General features: G+C 71.9%; 17 protein-coding genes and 2 pseudogenes. 5 read left to right on the top strand and 14 right to left on the bottom strand.

All coding sequences use genetic code 11. The features are described from left to right. Positions 1-70 precede the first annotated feature (70 nt). Together OG698_RS05395 and OG698_RS05390 are read right to left on the bottom strand one after the other, a co-directional pair. A complete protein-coding gene (locus OG698_RS05395) occupies positions 71-448 on the bottom strand; it encodes a hypothetical protein (RefSeq protein ID WP_406101741.1) in 378 nt (125 codons plus the stop codon). A gap of 149 nt (positions 449-597) precedes the next feature. Next, positions 598-1,767, bottom strand: a complete 1,170-nt coding sequence (locus OG698_RS05390) for a serine hydrolase domain-containing protein (protein WP_406101740.1) — start codon at positions 1,765-1,767, stop codon at positions 598-600. Positions 1,768-1,949: 182 nt separating this feature from the next. Here OG698_RS05390 and OG698_RS05385 point away from each other — a divergent pair, with 182 nt between their 5' ends. Both OG698_RS05385 and OG698_RS05380 read left to right on the top strand, forming a co-directional pair. Beyond that, positions 1,950-2,396 (top strand): MarR family winged helix-turn-helix transcriptional regulator, encoded by a 447-nt coding sequence (locus OG698_RS05385; protein ID WP_399971572.1) that lies wholly within the window; start codon positions 1,950-1,952, stop codon positions 2,394-2,396. A gap of 105 nt (positions 2,397-2,501) precedes the next feature. Beyond that, the gene (locus OG698_RS05380) at positions 2,502-2,903 is read left to right on the top strand and encodes a hypothetical protein (protein ID WP_406101739.1); all 402 of its coding nucleotides are present in this window, start codon (positions 2,502-2,504) and stop codon (positions 2,901-2,903) included. Positions 2,904-2,965: 62 nt separating this feature from the next. Here OG698_RS05380 and OG698_RS05375 read toward each other — a convergent pair whose 3' ends face one another. Further along, entirely contained in the window at positions 2,966-3,598 is a 633-nt protein-coding gene (locus tag OG698_RS05375; RefSeq protein ID WP_406101738.1) for an LUD domain-containing protein, read from the bottom strand. Then, a complete protein-coding gene (locus OG698_RS05370; RefSeq protein WP_406101737.1) occupies positions 3,595-4,062 on the bottom strand; it encodes a nuclear transport factor 2 family protein in 468 nt (155 codons plus the stop codon). Before OG698_RS05370 ends, OG698_RS05375 begins: the two co-directional genes overlap by 4 nt. Before the next feature lie 145 nt (positions 4,063-4,207). Between OG698_RS05370 and sigJ the strand changes: the two genes are divergently transcribed. After that, positions 4,208-5,188: an RNA polymerase sigma factor SigJ gene (gene sigJ, locus OG698_RS05365; protein ID WP_406101736.1), complete on the top strand. Its 981-nt coding sequence runs from the start codon at positions 4,208-4,210 to the stop codon at positions 5,186-5,188. Here sigJ and OG698_RS05360 read toward each other — a convergent pair. The 4 genes from OG698_RS05360 to OG698_RS05345 all read right to left on the bottom strand — a co-directional run bounded on the left by OG698_RS05360 (position 5,150) and on the right by OG698_RS05345 (position 9,323). Then, the gene (locus OG698_RS05360; protein WP_406101735.1) at positions 5,150-6,634 is read right to left on the bottom strand and encodes a sialate:H+ symport family MFS transporter; all 1,485 of its coding nucleotides are present in this window, start codon (positions 6,632-6,634) and stop codon (positions 5,150-5,152) included. The genes sigJ and OG698_RS05360 overlap by 39 nt on opposite strands. A gap of 88 nt (positions 6,635-6,722) precedes the next feature. After that, positions 6,723-7,415 (bottom strand): N-acetylmannosamine-6-phosphate 2-epimerase, encoded by a 693-nt coding sequence (locus OG698_RS05355; protein ID WP_406101734.1) that lies wholly within the window; start codon positions 7,413-7,415, stop codon positions 6,723-6,725. Between the two features lie 22 nt (positions 7,416-7,437). After that, positions 7,438-8,367 carry an ROK family protein gene (locus OG698_RS05350; RefSeq protein ID WP_406101733.1) on the bottom strand — a complete coding sequence of 310 codons (930 nt, stop codon included), beginning with the start codon at positions 8,365-8,367 and terminating at the stop codon, positions 7,438-7,440. Continuing rightward, a complete protein-coding gene (locus OG698_RS05345) occupies positions 8,364-9,323 on the bottom strand; it encodes a dihydrodipicolinate synthase family protein (protein WP_406101731.1) in 960 nt (319 codons plus the stop codon). Before OG698_RS05345 ends, OG698_RS05350 begins: the two co-directional genes overlap by 4 nt. Positions 9,324-9,617: 294 nt before the next feature. On the opposite strand from OG698_RS05345, the pseudogene OG698_RS05340 reads away from it, so the two are divergent. Beyond that, a pseudogene (locus OG698_RS05340) lies at positions 9,618-11,273 on the top strand (IS200/IS605 family accessory protein TnpB-related protein). Between the two features lie 84 nt (positions 11,274-11,357). Here the strand turns inward: OG698_RS05340 and OG698_RS05335 are convergent. From OG698_RS05335 to OG698_RS05320, 4 genes and pseudogenes are all read right to left on the bottom strand, one after another. After that, positions 11,358-11,510 (bottom strand): annotated as a pseudogene (locus OG698_RS05335) (exo-alpha-sialidase); the annotation flags it as partial. A gap of 25 nt (positions 11,511-11,535) precedes the next feature. Further along, on the bottom strand, positions 11,536-12,258 hold the full coding sequence (locus tag OG698_RS05330; RefSeq protein ID WP_356278273.1) for an FCD domain-containing protein: 723 nt from the start codon (positions 12,256-12,258) through the stop codon (positions 11,536-11,538). 113 nt (positions 12,259-12,371) lie between these two features. Then, a complete protein-coding gene (locus OG698_RS05325; protein WP_406101730.1) occupies positions 12,372-12,797 on the bottom strand; it encodes a nuclear transport factor 2 family protein in 426 nt (141 codons plus the stop codon). Between the two features lie 29 nt (positions 12,798-12,826). Beyond that, positions 12,827-13,651 carry a slipin family protein gene (locus tag OG698_RS05320; RefSeq protein ID WP_406101729.1) on the bottom strand — a complete coding sequence of 275 codons (825 nt, stop codon included), beginning with the start codon at positions 13,649-13,651 and terminating at the stop codon, positions 12,827-12,829. A 423-nt stretch (positions 13,652-14,074) separates the two neighbouring features. On the opposite strand from OG698_RS05320, the gene OG698_RS05315 reads away from it, so the two are divergent. After that, positions 14,075-14,890, top strand: a complete 816-nt coding sequence (locus tag OG698_RS05315; protein ID WP_406101728.1) for a putative protein N(5)-glutamine methyltransferase — start codon at positions 14,075-14,077, stop codon at positions 14,888-14,890. Between the two features lie 42 nt (positions 14,891-14,932). Here OG698_RS05315 and OG698_RS05310 read toward each other — a convergent pair whose 3' ends face one another. Both OG698_RS05310 and otr(A) read right to left on the bottom strand, forming a co-directional pair. Continuing rightward, positions 14,933-15,982 carry a PHP domain-containing protein gene (locus OG698_RS05310; RefSeq protein WP_406110853.1) on the bottom strand — a complete coding sequence of 350 codons (1,050 nt, stop codon included), beginning with the start codon at positions 15,980-15,982 and terminating at the stop codon, positions 14,933-14,935. Between the two features lie 126 nt (positions 15,983-16,108). Continuing rightward, the gene (gene otr(A) / locus OG698_RS05305; RefSeq protein WP_406101727.1) at positions 16,109-18,028 is read right to left on the bottom strand and encodes a tetracycline resistance ribosomal protection protein Otr(A); all 1,920 of its coding nucleotides are present in this window, start codon (positions 18,026-18,028) and stop codon (positions 16,109-16,111) included. Positions 18,029-18,115: the final 87 nt, after the last annotated feature.

Here is an 18,115-nt window from a genome sequence, read left to right as displayed (position 1 = left end):
GAGTGTCAATGGAGGCGGGCAGGAGGGTGCGCCGAAGACCCACGGGAACTGCTCCTGCCCTCGGGCGCTCTCAGCAGCGGAAGACCTGGAGTATGACGGGGAGGGCGTCGGCCGCCCGTCTCGGCTGGCGGTGCGGGGACCTCTCGCCGGCGCCTGCCGTCGGCGCGACGCCGGGCTCCCCGGCCTGGACCTGCCACGGGCACGCGGCCCCGCGCACGGTGCCGTCGGGCACGTACTCCTCGGCGCGGTACCGGTCGCGGGGCAGGTAGTGGTGGGACGAACTCCGAGGCAGCTCGCTGTCGTCGCAGGTGGCGATCGGGCCGCCGGTGTGTGCCACCGACTCGTGGGCGGACGCGGACGGGGCGCTCCTGACCAGGAGTTGGAGGACGAGCATGCCGACGGTGAGGGCCATCAGGCAGGCCCTCGCTGTCGTCGTGCCGCGTGCCATCCGGTCGGCTCCCTGGTCGCGTCGCCTCGTAATCCTCTGGGGCAGTCAGCAGATTAGCCTGGCGAACTGCCCATGTGGTTACCGTAAGGTTGCGCGGCGGTAAGGGCGCGCGGGACGGCGCGTGGTGGCCGGATTCCGGTGGTCGGATATCAGCCGAGAGCGTCGTACACGGCGCTGATCAGGGCCATCTTCCGCGGGTCGTCGGCGATGTGAGGTCCCATCCGGTTCATCACATAGCCCATCGCGGCACCCGACTCGGGGTCGGCCGAGCCGAAGGAGCCGCCGAAGCCGTCGTGCCCGACCGCGCGCGGGTTCGGCCCGTACGAGCCGTTCGGCCCGCTCAGCCAGAGGCCGAGGCCCAGCTCCGTCTCGTGCGTGAACCCGCTGCCCAGGACCAGGTCGCGGCAGCTGCCCTGACCCTCGCGGATCCGCTCGGCGGCCTGCGGGGACAGGATCTGGCGGTCACCGGACCGGCCCTTGCCCGCGACGATTCCGTACAGCGCGGCGACGGCGCGGGCCGTGCCGTGACCGTTGGCGGCCGGGATCTCGGCGGCGCGCCATGCCGCGGTGTTGGCCTCGGACGCGCCCGCGATCGGATTGGTCAGCGCGGCGAGGGCGGCCGGCGCCAACTGGGCGAAGACCGCGGCCTGTTCGCTGCCGGCCTGCGCGCGCGGGTGCACCATCTCCGCCGCGCGGCCCGCCTCCTTGTCCGGCAGTCCGATCGTGAAGTCGATGCCGAGCGGGCCCGTCACCTCGCGCTCCAGGAACGCGCCCGGCAGCAGCCCGCTGACGCGCCGGACGACCTCGCCGACCAGGAACCCGTACGTCAGCGCGTGGTAGCCGGAGACCGTGCCGGGCTCCCACCAGGGCTCCTGTGCCGCGAGCCGGGACGTGGTGAGCTCCCAGTCGAAGAGCTGCTCCAGGGAGTGCGGCTCGCGCAGCCCGGCGAGTCCGGCGCGGTGCGACAGCAGATGCCGTACGAGTACGCCGTCCTTGCCGGCCGCGGCGAACTCCGGCCAGTACGTGGCGACCGGCGCGTCCGGGTCGAGCAGTCCGCGGTCGATGAGGATGTGGGCGCACAGGGCGGTCGGCCCCTTGGTCGTCGACCACACGTTGACGACCGTGTCGCGCTCCCACGCGCGCGTGCGGGCCGCGTCGGCCCAGCCACCCCACAGGTCGACGACGGGTGCCCCGTCGATCAGGACGGTGAAGGCCGCACCCAGTTCGCCGCGCTCGTCGAAGTTCTCCTCGAAGGCGGCGCGGACGGCGTCGAAGCGCGCGTCGCAGTGTCCTTGGATGCCGGGCGCGTGCTGGGTCATGGCGTCTCCGTGGGCCGAAGCGGTGGGGCAGGGCGAGTCGGGATGGGTCCGCAGGAGGTGAACATACCGACTGGTCGGACCAGCGGGAAGAGGGGCGACGGCGGATGGTTTCCCCACGCCTACCCGCCAGGCGAAATGGGATGAAATTGCAAGGCTGCCTGTCGGCCTTCTACGGTGAGGCCATGCAGCGAGAAACCGCGGACGAGCCGCTCGCAGAACAGGTGGCCGCCGATCTGTCGGCCGTCGTCGGACGGCTGCTCAGGCGACTGCGCACCGCGTCGCCCGGCAGCCTCCTCACCCCGACGCAGCGGACCGTACTGGCGCGCCTCGACGGCGAAGGTCCCGCCACCACGGCCGCCCTCGCGCGCGCCGAGTACGTGCGGCCCCAGTCGATGCGGCTCACTCTGGCCGCCCTGGAGGAACAGGGCTTCGTGGCGCGCACGCCCGACCCGGACGACGGCCGTCAGTCGGTCGTCGCCATCACGGAGAGCGGCCGGCACACCCTCGCCTCGGTCCGCGCCGCCAAGCACAGTTGGCTCGTCCAGGCCCTGGCCGGCGAGCTCGACGAGGCCGAACTGCGCACGCTCGCCGAGGCCACCGGCCTCATGGAGCGACTGGTGGAGAAGTGAGCGGTACGGGGAACGGGCGCCCCGCCTCCCGAAGTTGATCTACGTATGGCATTCTCCTCCTCGAGCGTCGGCGGGCACGGCCCGCCGGCAAGGGGAGGGGACATCATGAAGACCCGAAGCACCGTGATCAGAGCACTCGCCACCGGTGCCTGCGCGATCGGCCTCGTCGCCGGCCTGCAGGGCCAGGCCTGGGCCGGAACGGTCACCATCTACGCGCCCAGCGGCGCCGGCAACGCCACCTGGAACGCCGATCCGGACGGCTCGATCCCCGGCGACGCGATCCGCGCCTGCGACACCAAGTCGGACGGCTGGGGCATCGAGACCGCGCTCGACTACAACTACGACGGGATCATGGACCGGAGCGTCGACACCCGCGGCCACACGGCCGGTTACTGCAGCCCGTGGAAGGGCGGAGACCTCAAAGAGGGCAGGACCGTCCGCATGTACGTCACCCCGGTCAGCGGATCGAGCTACGGCCCCTCGACGTACATCGACGTCACGGCCTGAGATCCCACGCGCCCGCAGCCTCCCCCGGCGTCAGCCGGGGGAGGCCACGTCGAGCGCCCGGTTCAGAACCCGATCGCCTCGCGGAGCAGCAGGACGAAGCCCTGGCCGATGCGGGGTTGCGCGTTGAGGACCAGGAGTTGGTTGACGGCGCTGGGCTGTCCGTAGGCCTCCTGGGCCCGGGCGGATTCCAGGGGGAGGGCGTGTTCCTCGAGGCGGCGCAGCGCCATGGGCAGGTCGGGCACCACCTTCTGCGCGCCGACGATCCAGATCGTGCGCCCGGCGCCTCCGGCATAGGCGGGCAACTGGCTTCCGGAGGCCGAGGCGACCACGAGGGAGCCGGTCTCGGTGAGCGCGGCGACGCTGCCCACGACGACGTCGGGGACGGCGATCAGGCGCCGGATGTCGTCGGCCTCGGTGGCCCGGTCCATGGTCAGCGCGCGGGGCTTGACGGCCGCCCGGTACCGGCCGCTGGTGTTGATGTCGTCGTCGATGCCGGACAGCCGCAGCGTCTCGCTGGCCACGGTGAACACACTTGCGTCCTGCGGGATCAGCTCCTGCACCCGGTGCCGCGCGCCCGCGGCGTCATCGAGGATCTCGGCGGTGAAGCCGTGCGCCGCCAGCGCGCCGGCCGCCCGCTCCAAGCGGTCTGCGGGCGCCGGGTCGGTGAACAGCGTGGTCGGGGTCGAGACGGTCATCGTGCCTCCTGAGTGGCGTGGATGTCCCCGGCCGGCGCCGAGCCCGTCAGCGGGGTGGTGTCGAAGTACCTGACCTCGTAGACCCGCTCGCTGAACCTCCAGCCTTCGCCGGTGCGGCGGTATCGGTCGTGGTAGATCGCATAGTTGAGTCCCTGAAGACCGCTCTGCATGCGCGCGATCTCCTGCATGTAGGCGCGGCCGGTCGCGGTGTCGCCGTCGATCCGGATCACGCCCGGATGTGTGTTCTGCACGAAGAAGTCCCACTGCGCCTGCAGCCGCTCGCCCCCGGCGCGGATCTCCTCCCGGCCGGTCAACTCGATGGGGACGTTGGGCATCCGCAGCACGCCGTCCTCTGTGAACAGGGACGCGAGGCGGGCTCGGTCGCGCATCATCGCCGCGTCGGTGAACTCACCGCGCAGCGCCTCGATCTCGACGCGGTCGGCAATCGCTTGAAAGTCGGTCATCGGCTTCCTCCGTTCCGTATACCTCGTACGACAACGCAGCCCTCCGGAATGTGAGGCGACGCGCACGACGTCACATTCCGGAGGGCTGTCTCGTCAAAGAGACGGAGGGCAGTGACGAGGCCGAGGCAAGGGAGTGCGCGACACCATGGCCAACCGAACCGAGACGGCACAAGGCCAGGCCGATCCGGGCCTGAGCGCGATCATGAGCGAGCGGCGCCAGCTGATCAATCTGGCGTACCGGCTCCTCGGCTCGCTGGCCGACGCCGAGGACGTCGTGCAGGAGACGTTCGTCCGCTGGTACGCCATGGACCGGCCGCAACGCGACGCCATCGAAGCCCCCGGCGCCTGGCTGACCACGGTCGCCAGCCGCATCTGCCTCAATCTGCTCGGCTCCGCCCGTGCGCGCAGGGAGCGCTATGTGGGCGAGTGGATCCCGGAGCCGCTTCCCGAACGCCGGGAGTGGACCGACGGCGTCACGGCGGACCCGGCGGACCGGATCACCCTCGACGAGTCGGTCGACATGGCCTTCCTCGTCGTACTGGAATCCATGACGCCGGCCGAACGCGTCGCCTTCATCCTTCACGACGTCTTCCGCTACGCGTTCGCCGAGGTGGCCGAGGTCGTCGGCCGTACGCCGGCGGCCTGCCGCCAACTGGCTTCCTCGGCCCGCCGCCGCATCCGCGCCTCCCAGGCTCCGGCCGGGCCGACGACCGCGCAGGCCGGCATCGTCCGGGAGTTCAAGCAGGCCTGGGCGGCGAAGGACGTGAGCGCCCTCGTGGGCCTGCTCGACCCCGACGCCACCGTGATCGCCGACGGCGGGGGCCTGGTCGGCGCCCTGCGGCGGCCGATCACGGGTCGCGAACGGGTCGCCCACGCCTATCTCAACGTCGCCCGCCTCGCACCCGACCAGACACTGCTGGAGCGTACGGTCAACGGCCGGCCCGGCCTGGTCGCCCAGCAGGACGGCGTCACGGTCACCGTGTTCGCGTTCCGCGTCGCCGGTGACCGGATCACCCACATCTGGGCGGTACGCAATCCGGAGAAACTCCGCCCCTGGACAGAGGGTGACGGTGGCGGGGTCCGTGTGTCAGCGGGACGCCGCGGGGACATGCCCGTCGGACGGTGACGTCGCCGTCTCCGGCGCCGCTTCGGCGAGGTGGTCGACGGTGCCGTCCGGGTCGGTGAGGCGGTTCAGGCGGCCCGGTACGTCGAAGCCGACCAGCAGGACCACGATCACCGTGCCGGCAAAGGTCAGCACGGCCAGGGCGCGCCCCAGGTCCATGCCCGCCGCGAGATGCGCGCCGAGCACCGGCGCGACGGCCCCGCCGAGCGCACCCACGTTGTACGTGAACCCCAGTGCGGCGGCGCGGTTCTCGGTGGGGAAGTGGCCGCCGATGTACCGGGGCAGCAGCCCGGAGATGCCGAAGCTGGTCGCCTGGAGCACGAAGAGCAGGACGCCGAGCAGGAGAAGGTTGTCGCGCACCGCGAACACCGGGAAGACGAAGACCAGCGAGGCGAGCAGCGTCAGCGCGTACGCCTTCTTAGTGCCCATCCAGTCCCCGGCGAAGCCCGCGAGCCAGCAGCCCGCCATCGTGCCGAAGCCCGCGAAGTACAGCGCGTCGGTGACCTGTCCCGGCGAGTAGCCCAGCTCCGTCTTGAGGTACGTCGGCAGCAGCGCCTGGATCGGCCACGAGTACAGGAACGCGAAGAAGATCGTCACGATCATCGACACATAGAGCAGCCAGCTCCTGCGCCCGCCCAGCTGCATGGCGAACGCGATCAGCGCCACCGCGGCCACGGCGGACAGCGCGGGCACGAGCCCGTCGCCGACGGGCGTGAAGATCGCGAACAGCGACACCGTGGCGGCCACGGCGAGGACGACGTTCACCGTCGCCCTGGCGGGCGTGGCGAACAGCGGCCGGAACGGGTTCGGCCGCTCCTTCTCCGCCTGCTTGCCGACCGACTCGCTCCAGTCCGCCGCCTCGGGCAGCGCCCGCCGCATCCACAGCGCGACAACGATCGGGACCAGGCCCACATAGAACATCCAGCGCCAGCCCAGCGTGGGCACGACCCACTTGTAGACCTGTGCGGCGAGCACCGAGCCCATCGAGAAGCCCGAGATCAGGAACCCGCTGGCCCGGTTGCGCACGCGCGTGGGCCAGCTCTCCATGACGTACGTGGCGCTGGCGCTGTACTCGCCGGCCATGCCCATCCCGATCGCGAGGCGCGCCACGAACAGGCTCGTGTAGTCCCAGGCGAAGCCGCACGCGAACGTGCCCAGGGAGTACAGGAGGATGCTGAGAACCATCGAGAGCTTGCGGCCGTACCGGTCGCCGAGCGCGCCCAGGACCGCTCCGCCGAGCCAGCGCGTGATGAACGCGCCGGAGATCAGGCTCGCGGCCTGCACGGTGCTCAGGCCGAACTCCGAGCTGATCTCGGTCAGCACGAGGGTGATCAGGACGAAGTCGAACCCGTCGAGGACGTAGCCGATCCAGGCGGCGAAGAACGCCTTCCATTGGGGACGGCTCACCTCGCGGTACCAGGGGAGCGGTGGCTTGGCAGTGGTGTGCACGATTACTCCAGGATGCCGGAAGGACTCGCCGTCGAGTCCCGTCTGCGGTGTGGGGTGCGGTACGGCCTGAGTGGGGGTTGAGCGGGAACTACGTACAGGGGAGTGCGGCCGCGAAACGCGAGGTCAGCGCGGTGGGCGCGGTGATCGCGGTGCCGACGACGACGCTGTGAGCGCCCCGCGCGAGCGCCAGCGCGGCCTCTTCGGGGGTGCTGATACGGCCTTCGGCGACTACCGGGACGTCCACCGCGACGGAGAGCGCCGCCACCAGTTCGAGGTCGGGGCCGTCCTGGCGGGGGGAGCCGGGAACGTAGCCGGACAGCGTCGTGGACACGAGGTCCGCGCCGGCGACGGCCGCGGCGACGCCCTCGTCGAGGGTCGCCACATCGGCCATCACCAGGGCCCCGGCGGCGTGCACCGCGGCCACGATGTCGGCGAACGTGCCGCCGTCGGGCCGGGGGCGCGCGGTCGCGTCGGCCGCGACGATGTGGGCGCCCGCCTCGGCGACGGCCAGGGCGTGCCGGACGGTCGGCGTGATGTAGACGCCGGTGTCGCCGTCCTTCCACAGCCCGATGAGGGGCAGGTCGACGGCGGCGGAGATCGCGGCGACGACCTCGGGTTCGTTGGCCCGGACCCCGGCCGCCCCGCCGGCCGCGGCGGCCCGCGCCAGCCGTACGAGGGTGTCGGTGTCGCGCATGGGATCGCCGGGCGGTGCCTGACAGGAGACGATCAGCCGGCCCTTGAGCAGGTCGGCGACGGGGGACGAGGGCGCGGGGTCGTTCATCGAGGACTCCAGGGAGGGGTGTTCAGGACTGCGGCGGCGCGTGCAGCGGCACCTGGGAGGGCAGACGCGCGGCGCCGATGACGGCGGCGTCGGCCCCGAAGAGGGGCCTGGAGGGCCGCAGCCGAGCCAACGGCGGCATGAGTTCGGAGGTGAACGCCTCGGTCAGCGCGTCCCAGTAGAGCGGCCCGATGTGGGGCACTCCGCCGCCGACGACGACGCGGTCCGGCCCGAGCGTGTTCGCGAGCCCGCCCAGGACCCGGCCCGCGGCGACCGCGCCCGTCACGATGGCGCGCACGGCAGGCTCCTCACCCGACGCGGCCCGCTCGGCCACGGTCTCCAGGCGTTCCGCGGGCCGGCCCGTGACCCGCGCGTACAGCGCGGCGATCCCGGGCCCCGAGGCGACGGCTTCGAGGTGTCCCGTGCCGCCGCAGGTGCATGGCAGCCCCGCCGCTTCCGGACTCGGCACATGGCCGAGGTGGCCCGCGATGCCCGCGGTTCCGTGCACCATGCGCCCTCCCACGGCCACCGCGCCGCCGACACCGGTGCCGATCGCCGCGTAGACGAGGGACGCGCCAGTGCCGGCGGCGGCCAGTTCGGGGGCCGCCGTCGCGCGTACGTCGTTGTCGCACGCCACCGGGAGCCCCGTACGGGCCGCGAGACCGGCCGCGAGCGCCGTGCCCGCCCAGCCGCGGATCGAGTCGGTGGCGCTGGTGACCGTGCCGGTCACCGGGTCGATCACCCCTGCCGCCGCGACCCCGAGGGCGCCGGGCCCTGTGCCGCCGTCGACCGAGCGGGCCGCGTCGGCGAGCGCGTCGAGCACGGCGTCGGGTCCGTCAGCGGCGGGCGTGGGCCGGGTGTGCCGGGCCAGGACCGTGCCGTCCGGGGCCACGAGCGCGGCGGCGATCTTCGTGCCTCCGAGGTCGAGGCCGATCGCGGGGCCCGTGACCGTCATCGGACCGGCGCGAGCCCGGCAGCACGCAGGTGCCGCGCGACCTCGGCGACGGACTCCGCGCCGAGCTGGATCTGCGGGAACGCCGTGTCGCCGCACTCGATGACCCCGAGCAGCCGCAGCGCCGCCTTGAACGAGCCGAGTGCGGACGAGCTGCGCCCCATGTCGGCCTCGGGGCCGACGTCGACCATGCCGAACAGCGCGACAAGACGCTCCTGCTCCTTGGCGGCGAGCGCCCAGTCGCCGGCCAGCGCGGCGTCGTAGAGGCGCACGTATCCGGCGGGATCGACGTTGCCGATGCCGGGCACGACGCCGTCCGTGCCGGCCAACAGGGCGCAGTCCACGGTGAGTTCGGATCCGGTGAGTACCGAGAAGTGCGGGGCGGGCCCGTCCGCGCGGCCGTCGCGGCCGCCCAGCTCGACGATCAGCCGGCGCAGCCCGCCCTCGTCGCCGCTGCTGTCCTTCAGGCCGGCGAGCGTGCCGTCCTCGGCGAGCTCGCGCACCAGTGGCGCGGGGAGCTTGCTGTGGACGGCGACCGGGATGTCGTACGCGAACAGCGGCAGGTCCACGCTCGCGCGCAGGGTGCGGAAGTGGCCCGCGATCTCCTTGGGGTGGGTGCGCGTGTAGAAGGGCGCGGTGGCGACCAGGGCGTCGGCGCCGAGCTCGGCGGCCACGCGCGCGTGGGCGATGACGCGCGCCGTCGTCGTGTCGATGACACCGGCGAGCACGGGGACCCGGCCCGCCGCCGTCTCCACGACGGTCCGCAGGGCGACGGCACGCTGCTCGTCGGTCAGATACGCGACCTCGCTGGTCGAGCCGAGCGCGAACAGTCCGTGCACCCCGCCCGCGACGAGGTGCTCGACGAGACGGGCGAGGGAGGCGGTGTCCACCCGGCCCGCCTCGTCGAGGGGGGTGCAGACGGGCGGGACGACCCCGCGCAGGGGTGCGGTCAGGGGCATGGCGGCGCTCCGGATTCTCTTCGGTTCAGAGGGGGTAGGGCATCAGACATAAGACGTCCTACGTCCTGGCGTCACCTTAAGTCGCACCCTGTGGGGGCGGTCAAGGGGTATTCAACTGCTTTTGATTCTCAACTCATTACAGAGCATGAGCGCATATATACGCGTACTCCCCGATCTACTCGGTGACACCAAGTGAGTTGCCTGGACGTTCGAGAGGGGAACGCGTGACCTCCCTCCGCGTGGTTCGTTGTTCGGTATGACAAGCGGGTCAGAGGGTGGAGCGGGGTGGGTGGGGTGCGCGGGACCACGGGGCGGTCAGTTTCGGGGCTGCGTGTGCCCGCCCGACCGTTCGTCGCTCCAGGGCCTTCCGGTGTGGCGGTACGTGACCGTCTCAAGCACCTCACGGCCGCGGATGAGCAGGTCCTCACGTTGGTCGGCGCGCACCTGGGCGCGCTCGCGTCACGGGATCTCATGTCACGTTGCCGGGATGGTCTGCAGCATTCGGCGCAGACGTGGGCGGCGAGGAAGCGGGAGCTGACGGCGCGGTCGTCGTCCAGGTGGGCGGGTGCGATCACGAAGGCCACACATGATCAGTGGGCGCTGTCCCGGCGCGGACAGATGGCGCACATCCAGAACCTCGAAGCCGGAATCAGGACCATCACGCACCGCCTGTCGTTGCCGGTCGGGGAGAGGGGCGGCAAGCGGGCTCCGGGAGGTTATCGGTCGCGGCGGGAGTGGCACGCCAAGTCCCGCCGCCTGGCAGCGCTGGAGGACCGTCTCGCTGCGGTGCGGGCCGACCGGGAGGCCGGGCGGGTGCACGTAGTACGCGGCGGCAAGCGTCCGATGAACAACCGCCACCACCTGGCCACGGCCCAGCTCAGCGAGCAGGAGTGGCGGCAGCGGTGGGAGGCGGAGCGCTGGTTCCTGCAGGCGGACGGCGAGTCGGGCAAGCGGTACGGGAACGAGACGATCCGCATCAGCCCCGACGGCGAAGTGTCCATCAAACTCCCGGCCCCGCTCGCCTCGTACGCCAACAGCAAGCACGGCCGGTACGTGCTCGCCGCAACGGTGCGCTTTCCGCACCGCGGCCAGGAATGGCGAGACCGCGTGGAGGCAAACCGGGCAGTCGCCTACCGCATCCACCTGGACGTGGCCCGTTCACGCTGGTACCTCACCGCCACGTGGACATTCCCCGTCACCCCGACCATCCCCATGGATGCTGCGCTGGCGCACGGGGTGGTCGGCGTGGACACCAACGCCGACCACCTCGCCGCCTGGCGGCTCGACACCCACGGCAATCCGATCGGCCGGCCCCGGCGCTTCTTCTACGACCTGTCCGGCACCGCCCAGCACCGCGACGCCCAGGTCCGGCACGCCCTCACCCGGCTGCTGAACTGGGCCAAATCCTGCGGCGTCACCGCCGTCGCAGTCGAAGACCTGGACTTCACGACGGAGAAGACCCGCGAGAAACACGGACGCAAGCGCCGCTTCCGCCAGGTGATCTCCGGCATGCCCACCGGCAAACTCCGCGCCCGCCTTGCCTCCATGGCCGACCAGACGGGCATCGCGGTCATCGCCGTCGACCCGGCCTACACCTCCAAATGGGGCGCGCAACACTGGCAGCAGCCCCTCACCAGCAGGACCAGGAAGACCAGCCGTCACGATGCCGCGAGCATCGCGATCGGCAGGCGCGCCCAAGGGCACCCGATCCGGCGGCGGACGGCACCGCCCCCACACGACCAGAGCGATCGTGTGGGGCATCGGACCGTCCAGGCCGAGCGGCGTGCTCTTGGGGGCGAGGAACCCCACCCCCGCATGCCCGGACCACGGACACGATCCGTGCCGCCCGGATGCGGAGCGAACGCGGGGGACCAGGGTGCCCAAAACCGTTCGGGGCACACGGCTGAGCACGGACCCTGGCAACAGGACTCACTCCCGCTCAGTCTCTAGGAACGGTAGAGGTCACATTCCCACGCCCAGCCGCAGGGATTGTGTCGTCACGCGGGCGTCGCCGGCGCCTGCACCCGCCGCCTGCTTGTGCGGGCCGTGGTGCAGCTGGACGCCCTCACCGGACGCGGCGAACAGGCCGCCCCACGCGGGGTTTTTGACCATCGATGTGATGCGGCGGTGCCAGGTCACGCCGTCGTCGTCCGAGTAAGCTGTGGTCGGCGTGAGGAGGTCGGGATCGTCCTACGGGCGCCGCAGAGGGCCGTCAAGAGCGCGTGCGGGCCTCGGAGATGCGCCGCCGGACCGGCGCGTAGTGCTCACCGATGGCCTGGACGAACGCCACCGGGTCGCCCGCGCGGGCCGCCGTCACGATGCTGTGGTGTGCGGCGACGGTCTCCGCCTGCTCGGTGTGCGTGAAGCCGTCGATCTGCGGGGCCACAATGGCGTACACATCCCAGAAGGCCATCGAGAGCTGGCCCATCAGGTCATTGCCGAGCGGCGCGACGAGCAGGGCGTGGAACGCGCGGTCGGCCTCGATGAGGCCCCGGCCGTCGCCGCCGACGCCGGCGTCGCTCATCCGGGTCACCAGGCGTTCCAGTGCGTCGAGTTGCTCGCCGCTGAGCGACGCGACGATCCGCTCGGCCATGCCGCGCTCGAACAGCTCACGCACGTCGACGAGGTCGGCGAGCACCTGCACGTCGTCGTCGGGGCTCAGCAGCCCGCGGAACGTCAGACTCTCCACCAGCGCGGACAGACTCAGGTGTCCCACGTACGTGCCGTGGCCGTGCCTGACCTCGACGATGTCGAGCGCGTGCAGGATCTTGACCGCCTCGCGGACGCTGGATCGGCTCGCGCCGAGCGCCTCGCACAGCTCCGTCTCCGTGGGCAGCGGATCGCCGGGGTGCAGCCTGTTCTCGAGGATGTACCGCTTGATGCCGTCGGCGACTTCCTGCCGGAGCAGCGGCCGGACCGGCCTGGTACCGGGCATGAGCGGTCTCCCCACCTCTGGACGCGCCTGGACCCGCCGCCCGGGCCGCTTCTACGCTACCAAGGCATCGGACATCAGATGTCCCGGGCCGGGTGGGCCGGCAACCCCGCCCCTCAAGGCGTCCCGCCGCCCTCGGCTCCGAGGAACAGTGCCCCTTCGGGCTCCTGTCGACCACTGGTCTGGTGCCAGTAGTCCCGCGTCTCGACTGCGAGCCCGTCACCGCGGAACCGTACGAACACGCAGCCCGCCAGCGTCGAGACCTCGCCGCCCTCTTCGGCCACCACCCGGAACTCGGTCACGGCCAGTCCGTCGGGCCCGACCGTCGGAGGCCCGAACCGCACGTCGAGCGGGCGCTCGTCCTCGAACGACCAGCGCAGATAGTCGGCGAGCGCCGCCCGGCCCCGGTGCGGCGCCCTGAACGGCATCGAGCGGTGCACGCAGTCCTCCGCGTAGAGGGCGAGGAGCGCCGGGACGTCGTGTCGCGTCCAGCCCCGCTCCCAGGTCTCGACGAACCGCCGTGCCGCGTCAGCTGTGTCCATGCCGGTGCGAACGCGCCCCCGTGGCGCCGTCATTCCTCGGAGCTCGCCGGCTTGTTGTGTTCGCCCTCCTCGACGGCGGGCGGTGGGGGACCGGGCTGCTGTGCCCGTTCGAGGAAGCGCAGGAGTTCCACCGGGAAGGGCAGTACGAGGGTCGAGTTCTTCTCGGCGGCGACGGCCACCACGGTCTGCAGGAGACGGAGTTGGAGTGCCGCGGGCTGTTCGGACATCTGGGCTGCGGCCTCGGCGAGTTTCTTGGAGGCCTGGAGTTCGGCGTCGGCGTTGATGACGCGGGCGCGCCGCTCACGGTCGGCCTCGGCCTGCCGCGCCATGGACCGCTTCATCGTTTCGGGCAGCGACACGTCCTTGATCTCGACGCGGTCGATCTGTACGCCCCAGCCGATGGCCGGGCTGTCGATCATCAGCTCAAGGCCCTGGTTGAGCTTTTCGCGGTTGGAGAGCAGGTCGTCGAGGTCGCTCTTGCCGATGATGGAGCGCAGTGAGGTCTGGGCCATCTGCGAGACGGCGAACCGGTAGTCCTCGACCTGCACGATCGCGCTGGCGGCGTCGACGACCTTGAAGTAGATGACGGCGTCGACCCGGACGGTGACGTTGTCGCGGGTGATGCCGTCCTGGGCGGGCACCGGCATGGTCACTATCTGCATGTTGACCTTGTGCAGCCGGTCGATACCGGGGACGACGGTGGTGAACCCCGGCCCACGGACCGCGCCGTGCAACCGCCCCAGGCGGAAGACCACGCCTCGCTCGTACTGCTTGACCACACGGGCCGCCGCGGCGGTGTAGACAGCGCCGAACGAGGCGGCCGCGGCCGCGGCCGTGAGCAGTTCCGCCAGCATGGCGACCCCCTGTCTTTTGAGTCGTCCAGCTCGATGTGCGGAGGCCGGCTCGGGGTACGTAAGCCGGCGACGGTGTCCGTGAGCAGGTTGATGTGCCTAATCCACGATATGCCCGAAATGTTCAATGGGCGAGGAGTGCTGACCGCTCACGCGGAGTAACCGCGTCCGGCCCTCCGATGCGCGCCGAACGGGCCCGTCCGGCGGCCGGAGGGTCACTCGCGCCCGGCCCCAACTCCCGGCCGGGCCACGGCGACGGCTGGGGTAGTGTTACCGCTCCCAGCAGCGCTTCGGCCGAGGAGGTGAGCCCCATTACCGCTGTGTCAGGTCGGGTGCTCCCTTCGCAGACCCGCGCGGTCCGCCGGACGTAGGTGGCCGCAGGTCATCGGGAGCCCCATCGGCATCCCGAAAGGTCACGCTTCATACATGTCGGTTCACCCGTCACCCCCGTCACACCACGACCACCCCGCCGCCGTCGCCAGGCTGCGCGCAGCGGGCTGTGTCTTCGCCGAGGAAGAGGCGGACATCCTCCTCTCGACGGCTCGTACGCCGGACGAACTCGCCGCGATGGTCGAGCGCCGCGTGGAGGGCCTCCCCCTCGAACATGTCGTCGGCTGGGCGGAGTTCTGCGGTCTGCGTATCACGCTCGAACCCGGTGTCTTCGTCCCGCGGCGCCGCACCGAGTTCCTCGCCCGCCAGGCGGCCGCCCTCTCACCGGCCGGGGCCGTCGTCCTCGATCTGTGCTGCGGCAGCGGGGCGGTGGCCGCGGCACTCGCCACCCACGCCGACCCCGCCGAACTCCACGCCGCCGACCTGGACCCGGCGGCCGTGCGCTGCGCCCACCGGAACGTGTCGCCGTTCGGCGGCGAGGTCCACGAGGGCGACCTGTACGCGCCCCTGCCCCCAGGGCTCAGGGGCCGCGTCGACATCCTGGCCGCCAACGGCCCGTACGTTCCCACCGGCGACGTCGCCCTTCTCCCGCCCGAGGCCCGTGACCACGAGCGGCGCATGGCGCTCGACGGAGGCGCCGACGGGCTCGACATCATGCGCCGCGTCGCGGCCGGGGCGCCTCAGTGGCTCGCCCCGGGCGGGCACCTCTTCGTGGAGACCAGCGAACAGCAGGCCGCCGAGGCCGTCGCGGCGGTCATCCGCAGCGGTCTGTCGGCCCGGGTCGTGACGGACGACGACCTGTACGCCACCGTGGTCATCGGCACGAAGCGGGGTGCGGCGGGGGAGGGGTAGCGAGCATGCGCGGCGGTGTGGGGACGGCTTTGCGTCCCGCACCTACCCCGCCCGGCTCGGAGCCCGGCGCGTGCGTGTCCAGGCGAGGAGTTCGTCGGCCGGCCAGGTGTTCACCACGCGGTCGGCCGGTACCTCGCACTCCTCGGCGCGGGCGCAGCCGAGGTGCTGCCAGTCCAGCTGGCCCGGTGCGTGCGCGTCCGTGTCGACGGAGAACAGCGTGCCCGCCGCCACGGCCTCGCGCAGGAGCCGGCGCGGCGGGTCGAGACGTTCGGGGCGGCTGTTGATCTCGACCGCGGTGCCGGACTCCGCGCACGCCGCGAACACGGCTTCCGCGTCGAACTGCGACTCGGGGCGACCCCGTCCGACCTTGTTTCGTCCCGTCACGAGCCGTCCCGTGCAGTGTCCGAGCACATCGGCGAGCGGGTTCGTCACGGCGGCCACCATCCGGCGCGTCATCGCGGGCGCGTCCATGCGCAGCTTGGAGTGGACCGACACGACGACCAGGTCGAGCCGGTCGAGGAGTTCGGGTTCCTGGTCGAGGGATCCGTCGGCGAGGATGTCGCACTCGATGCCGGTGAGCAGCCGGAAGGGCGCCCAGCGCTCGTTCAACTCCGCCACTACGGCCAGCTGTTCACGTAACCGCTCCGGCGACAGGCCGCGTGCCACCGTCAGGCGCGGAGAGTGGTCGGTCAGCACCGCCCACTCGTGACCGAGGGCGATCGCCGCTCGGCCCATCTCCTCGATGGGGCTGCCGCCGTCCGACCAGTCGGAGTGCAGATGGCAGTCGCCGCGCAGCAACGCGCGCAGCCCCTCACCGCCCTCGGCGAGCGGCGCCGCCGCGCCCTCGCTCTCCAGGCCCTCCAGATAGGCCGGTACCTCGCCTGCCAGCGCCTCCCGCACCACCTGCGCCGTCTTGGGCCCGACCCCCTTCAGCGATTCGAGCGTCCCGGCCGCGGCGCGCTCGGCCACCTCCCCCTCGGGCAGCGCGCCGAGCACCTGGGCGGCGGTACGGAAGGCTCCGGCGCGATACGGGGGCGCCAGCGTGCGCTCCAGGAGAAAGGCGACCCGCTCCAGCGCCTCGACGGGTTCCATGGCCATGCCCTTCGCCACCTCCCGCTCCCGCGTCGCGTACCGCTTCCCTCCAGCGTGGCTCAGCCCCGCGTGCGCCGCGACATGCGAGCCCGGGGAGGTGCAGACACGGAGGGGAGTGCCTGTTGCCTACGCCGCATGTTCCGGCGTACGGACGAGCCGGTCGCCGGACACTCGGGACCACCACACGCCCTCCCCGCGCGTCAGACCCGGCAGAGCGAGCTCGGCCTCCCGCACCTTGCGGGCCGGGAGCGTGCCCGTGACCACCCAGGACGTGGTGCCGCCCGTCGTACTGCCGAACTCGGCCTCCGCCGCGGAGAGCCGGGCCGTCACGGCGGCGAGCGCTTCCAGCGGGATCTCCGCCTCGAACGCGTGCACAGGCTCGTGCACCGTCGTCCCTGCCCGCTCCAGCGCGCGCCGCAGTACGAGGCGCGTCAGCCCCCGGAAGTCCCCGGCGACAGTGATCGGTGACCAGAACCCGGAGCGGACGAGCGTGACCCGGCAGTCCGTCACGGGCCAACCGCGAGGCCCCTCGCCGAGCGTCGCGTGGACCGTGTCCTCGATGGCCTGGTGGAAGGCGCGGGGCAGCGCGCCCAGCTCCGTCTCGTACGCGAAGACCCGCCCGGAACCCCGGGGTCCCGGCTCCACGCGCAGCCCGACGGTCGCGCAGAATCCCGTCTCGCGGTTGTTCGTGATGTCCTCGTGCACCTCGACGTTGCCTGCGGGGCGCTCGACGCAGCGGATGCGGCTCGGCTCGAAGACGGCCTCGATGCCGTAGTCCTGGACGAGGGTCGCGGCCAGGACCTCCTTCTGCACCTCGCCGTAGAGCAGCAGGGCCGTGCTCCCGTCGGGCGCCGCCTCCGCGTGGATCAGTGGATCCTGCCCCGCGATGTCGAGGAGCGCGGTCCGAAGCGCCGCCGAGCGGCCGGGCCGCACGGCGCGTACGAGGGTCTCCAGCGTGGGCGGCGCGAAGCCCGGCGTCCGGTCGAGGCCGTCGCGTGGGCCGAGCCGGTCGCCGACCCGGACGTCCGGCACGCCCCGCAGCTCACCGATGTTCCCGGCCGTGAGCGTGTGGGTCGTTCGCCCCACCACGTCGAGGCCGGTGGCGCGTCCGGGGATCTCGGTGACAGAGCCGTCGGACGCGTCCCGGACGAACGTCACACGTTGACGCTCTGTCACTTCTCCCTCGTACAGGCGGAGATAGGCCAACCGCTCGCCGACCGGGCCGCGTCGGACGGCGAAGACGGTGCCGCGCGGTGCGGCTCCGGGGGTCTGTGCGGCGGGTCGGGAAGGGATCAACCGGGGGATTTCCTCGATGAGTTGGGCGACGCCCTGGCCGCCGAGGGCGGAGCCGAACAGGACGGGGTGCACGGAGCCGTCCGCGGTGCGTGCCGCGAGGACCCGGCGCAGTTCGGCGGCGGTCGGTTCGGGGCCGTCGACCAGACCTGCGAGCACCGAGTCGTCGACCTCGGCGAGCGCTTCCCCGACAGTGGCCCATGCAGCCGGGTCGTCGAGGCTTCGCGGGACCGTCCGGGCCTGCGGGCTGCCCGCGTCGTGGACCTTCGTGAGCGGGACGACGTGCGGGGTCAGACGGCGGCGGACCTCGTCGAGCAGCGCTTCGTCCCGCGCGCCCGCCCGGTCGATCTTGTTGACGAAGACGAGGGTGGGCAGCCGCAGTCGTCGCAGGGTCTTGAGGAGGACCCGCGTCTGGGCCTGGACGCCCTCCACGGCGGACAGCAGGAGCACGGCGCCGTCGAGGACTTCGAGGGCGCGCTCGACCTCGGCGATGAAGTCGGAGTGCCCAGGGGTGTCGATCAGGTTGATCTGGACGTCGCCGACGGTGAACGCGGCGACGGCCGAGCGGATCGTGATGCCGCGCTGCCGCTCGATCTCGCCCGTGTCGGTGCGGGTGTCGCCCGCGTCGACGCTGCCGAGGCGGGTGATCGCGCCGGTGTCGAAGAGGAGGCGCTCGGTGAGGCTGGTCTTACCGGCGTCGACGTGGGCGAGAATGCCGATGTTCAGGGTGTGCCGCGTGGGCTGGGAAGGCATGGAAGGTCGAGTCCTCGAAAGAGTTCGTCCGGTCAGGGCGCTGAACTGCTTCGAAGGAATGACGCATTCCGTGCTCCAGGACTGTCG

Origin of the sequence: Streptomyces sp. NBC_01003 (assembly GCF_045162695.1) — a bacterium.
Taxonomy (GTDB): Bacteria; Actinomycetota; Actinomycetes; order Streptomycetales; family Streptomycetaceae; genus Streptomyces.
Note: the sequence above shows the minus strand (reverse complement) of the source record. Positions and strands in the feature narration are given on the sequence as shown.

Excerpts from the sequence above, each read along its gene's own strand:
- OG698_RS05350 (WP_406101733.1), bottom strand. The coding sequence starts at position 8,367 with ATGACGGTCACGGGCCCCGCGATCGGCCTCGACCTCGGAGGCACGAAG.
- OG698_RS05320 (WP_406101729.1), bottom strand. The coding sequence starts at position 13,651 with ATGCTGGCGGAACTGCTCACGGCCGCGGCCGCGGCCGCCTCGTTCGGC.
- OG698_RS05345 (WP_406101731.1), bottom strand. The coding sequence starts at position 9,323 with ATGCCCCTGACCGCACCCCTGCGCGGGGTCGTCCCGCCCGTCTGCACC.
- OG698_RS05390 (WP_406101740.1), bottom strand. The coding sequence starts at position 1,767 with ATGACCCAGCACGCGCCCGGCATCCAAGGACACTGCGACGCGCGCTTC.
- OG698_RS05310 (WP_406110853.1), bottom strand. The coding sequence starts at position 15,982 with ATGGAACCCGTCGAGGCGCTGGAGCGGGTCGCCTTTCTCCTGGAGCGC.
- OG698_RS05325 (WP_406101730.1), bottom strand. The coding sequence starts at position 12,797 with ATGGACACAGCTGACGCGGCACGGCGGTTCGTCGAGACCTGGGAGCGG.
- sigJ (WP_406101736.1), top strand. The coding sequence starts at position 4,208 with ATGGCCAACCGAACCGAGACGGCACAAGGCCAGGCCGATCCGGGCCTG.
- OG698_RS05385 (WP_399971572.1), top strand. The coding sequence starts at position 1,950 with ATGCAGCGAGAAACCGCGGACGAGCCGCTCGCAGAACAGGTGGCCGCC.
- OG698_RS05380 (WP_406101739.1), top strand. The coding sequence starts at position 2,502 with ATGAAGACCCGAAGCACCGTGATCAGAGCACTCGCCACCGGTGCCTGC.
- OG698_RS05355 (WP_406101734.1), bottom strand. The coding sequence starts at position 7,415 with ATGAACGACCCCGCGCCCTCGTCCCCCGTCGCCGACCTGCTCAAGGGC.
- OG698_RS05375 (WP_406101738.1), bottom strand. The coding sequence starts at position 3,598 with ATGACCGTCTCGACCCCGACCACGCTGTTCACCGACCCGGCGCCCGCA.
- OG698_RS05395 (WP_406101741.1), bottom strand. The coding sequence starts at position 448 with ATGGCACGCGGCACGACGACAGCGAGGGCCTGCCTGATGGCCCTCACC.
- OG698_RS05330 (WP_356278273.1), bottom strand. The coding sequence starts at position 12,258 with ATGCCCGGTACCAGGCCGGTCCGGCCGCTGCTCCGGCAGGAAGTCGCC.
- OG698_RS05315 (WP_406101728.1), top strand. The coding sequence starts at position 14,075 with ATGTCGGTTCACCCGTCACCCCCGTCACACCACGACCACCCCGCCGCC.
- OG698_RS05370 (WP_406101737.1), bottom strand. The coding sequence starts at position 4,062 with ATGACCGACTTTCAAGCGATTGCCGACCGCGTCGAGATCGAGGCGCTG.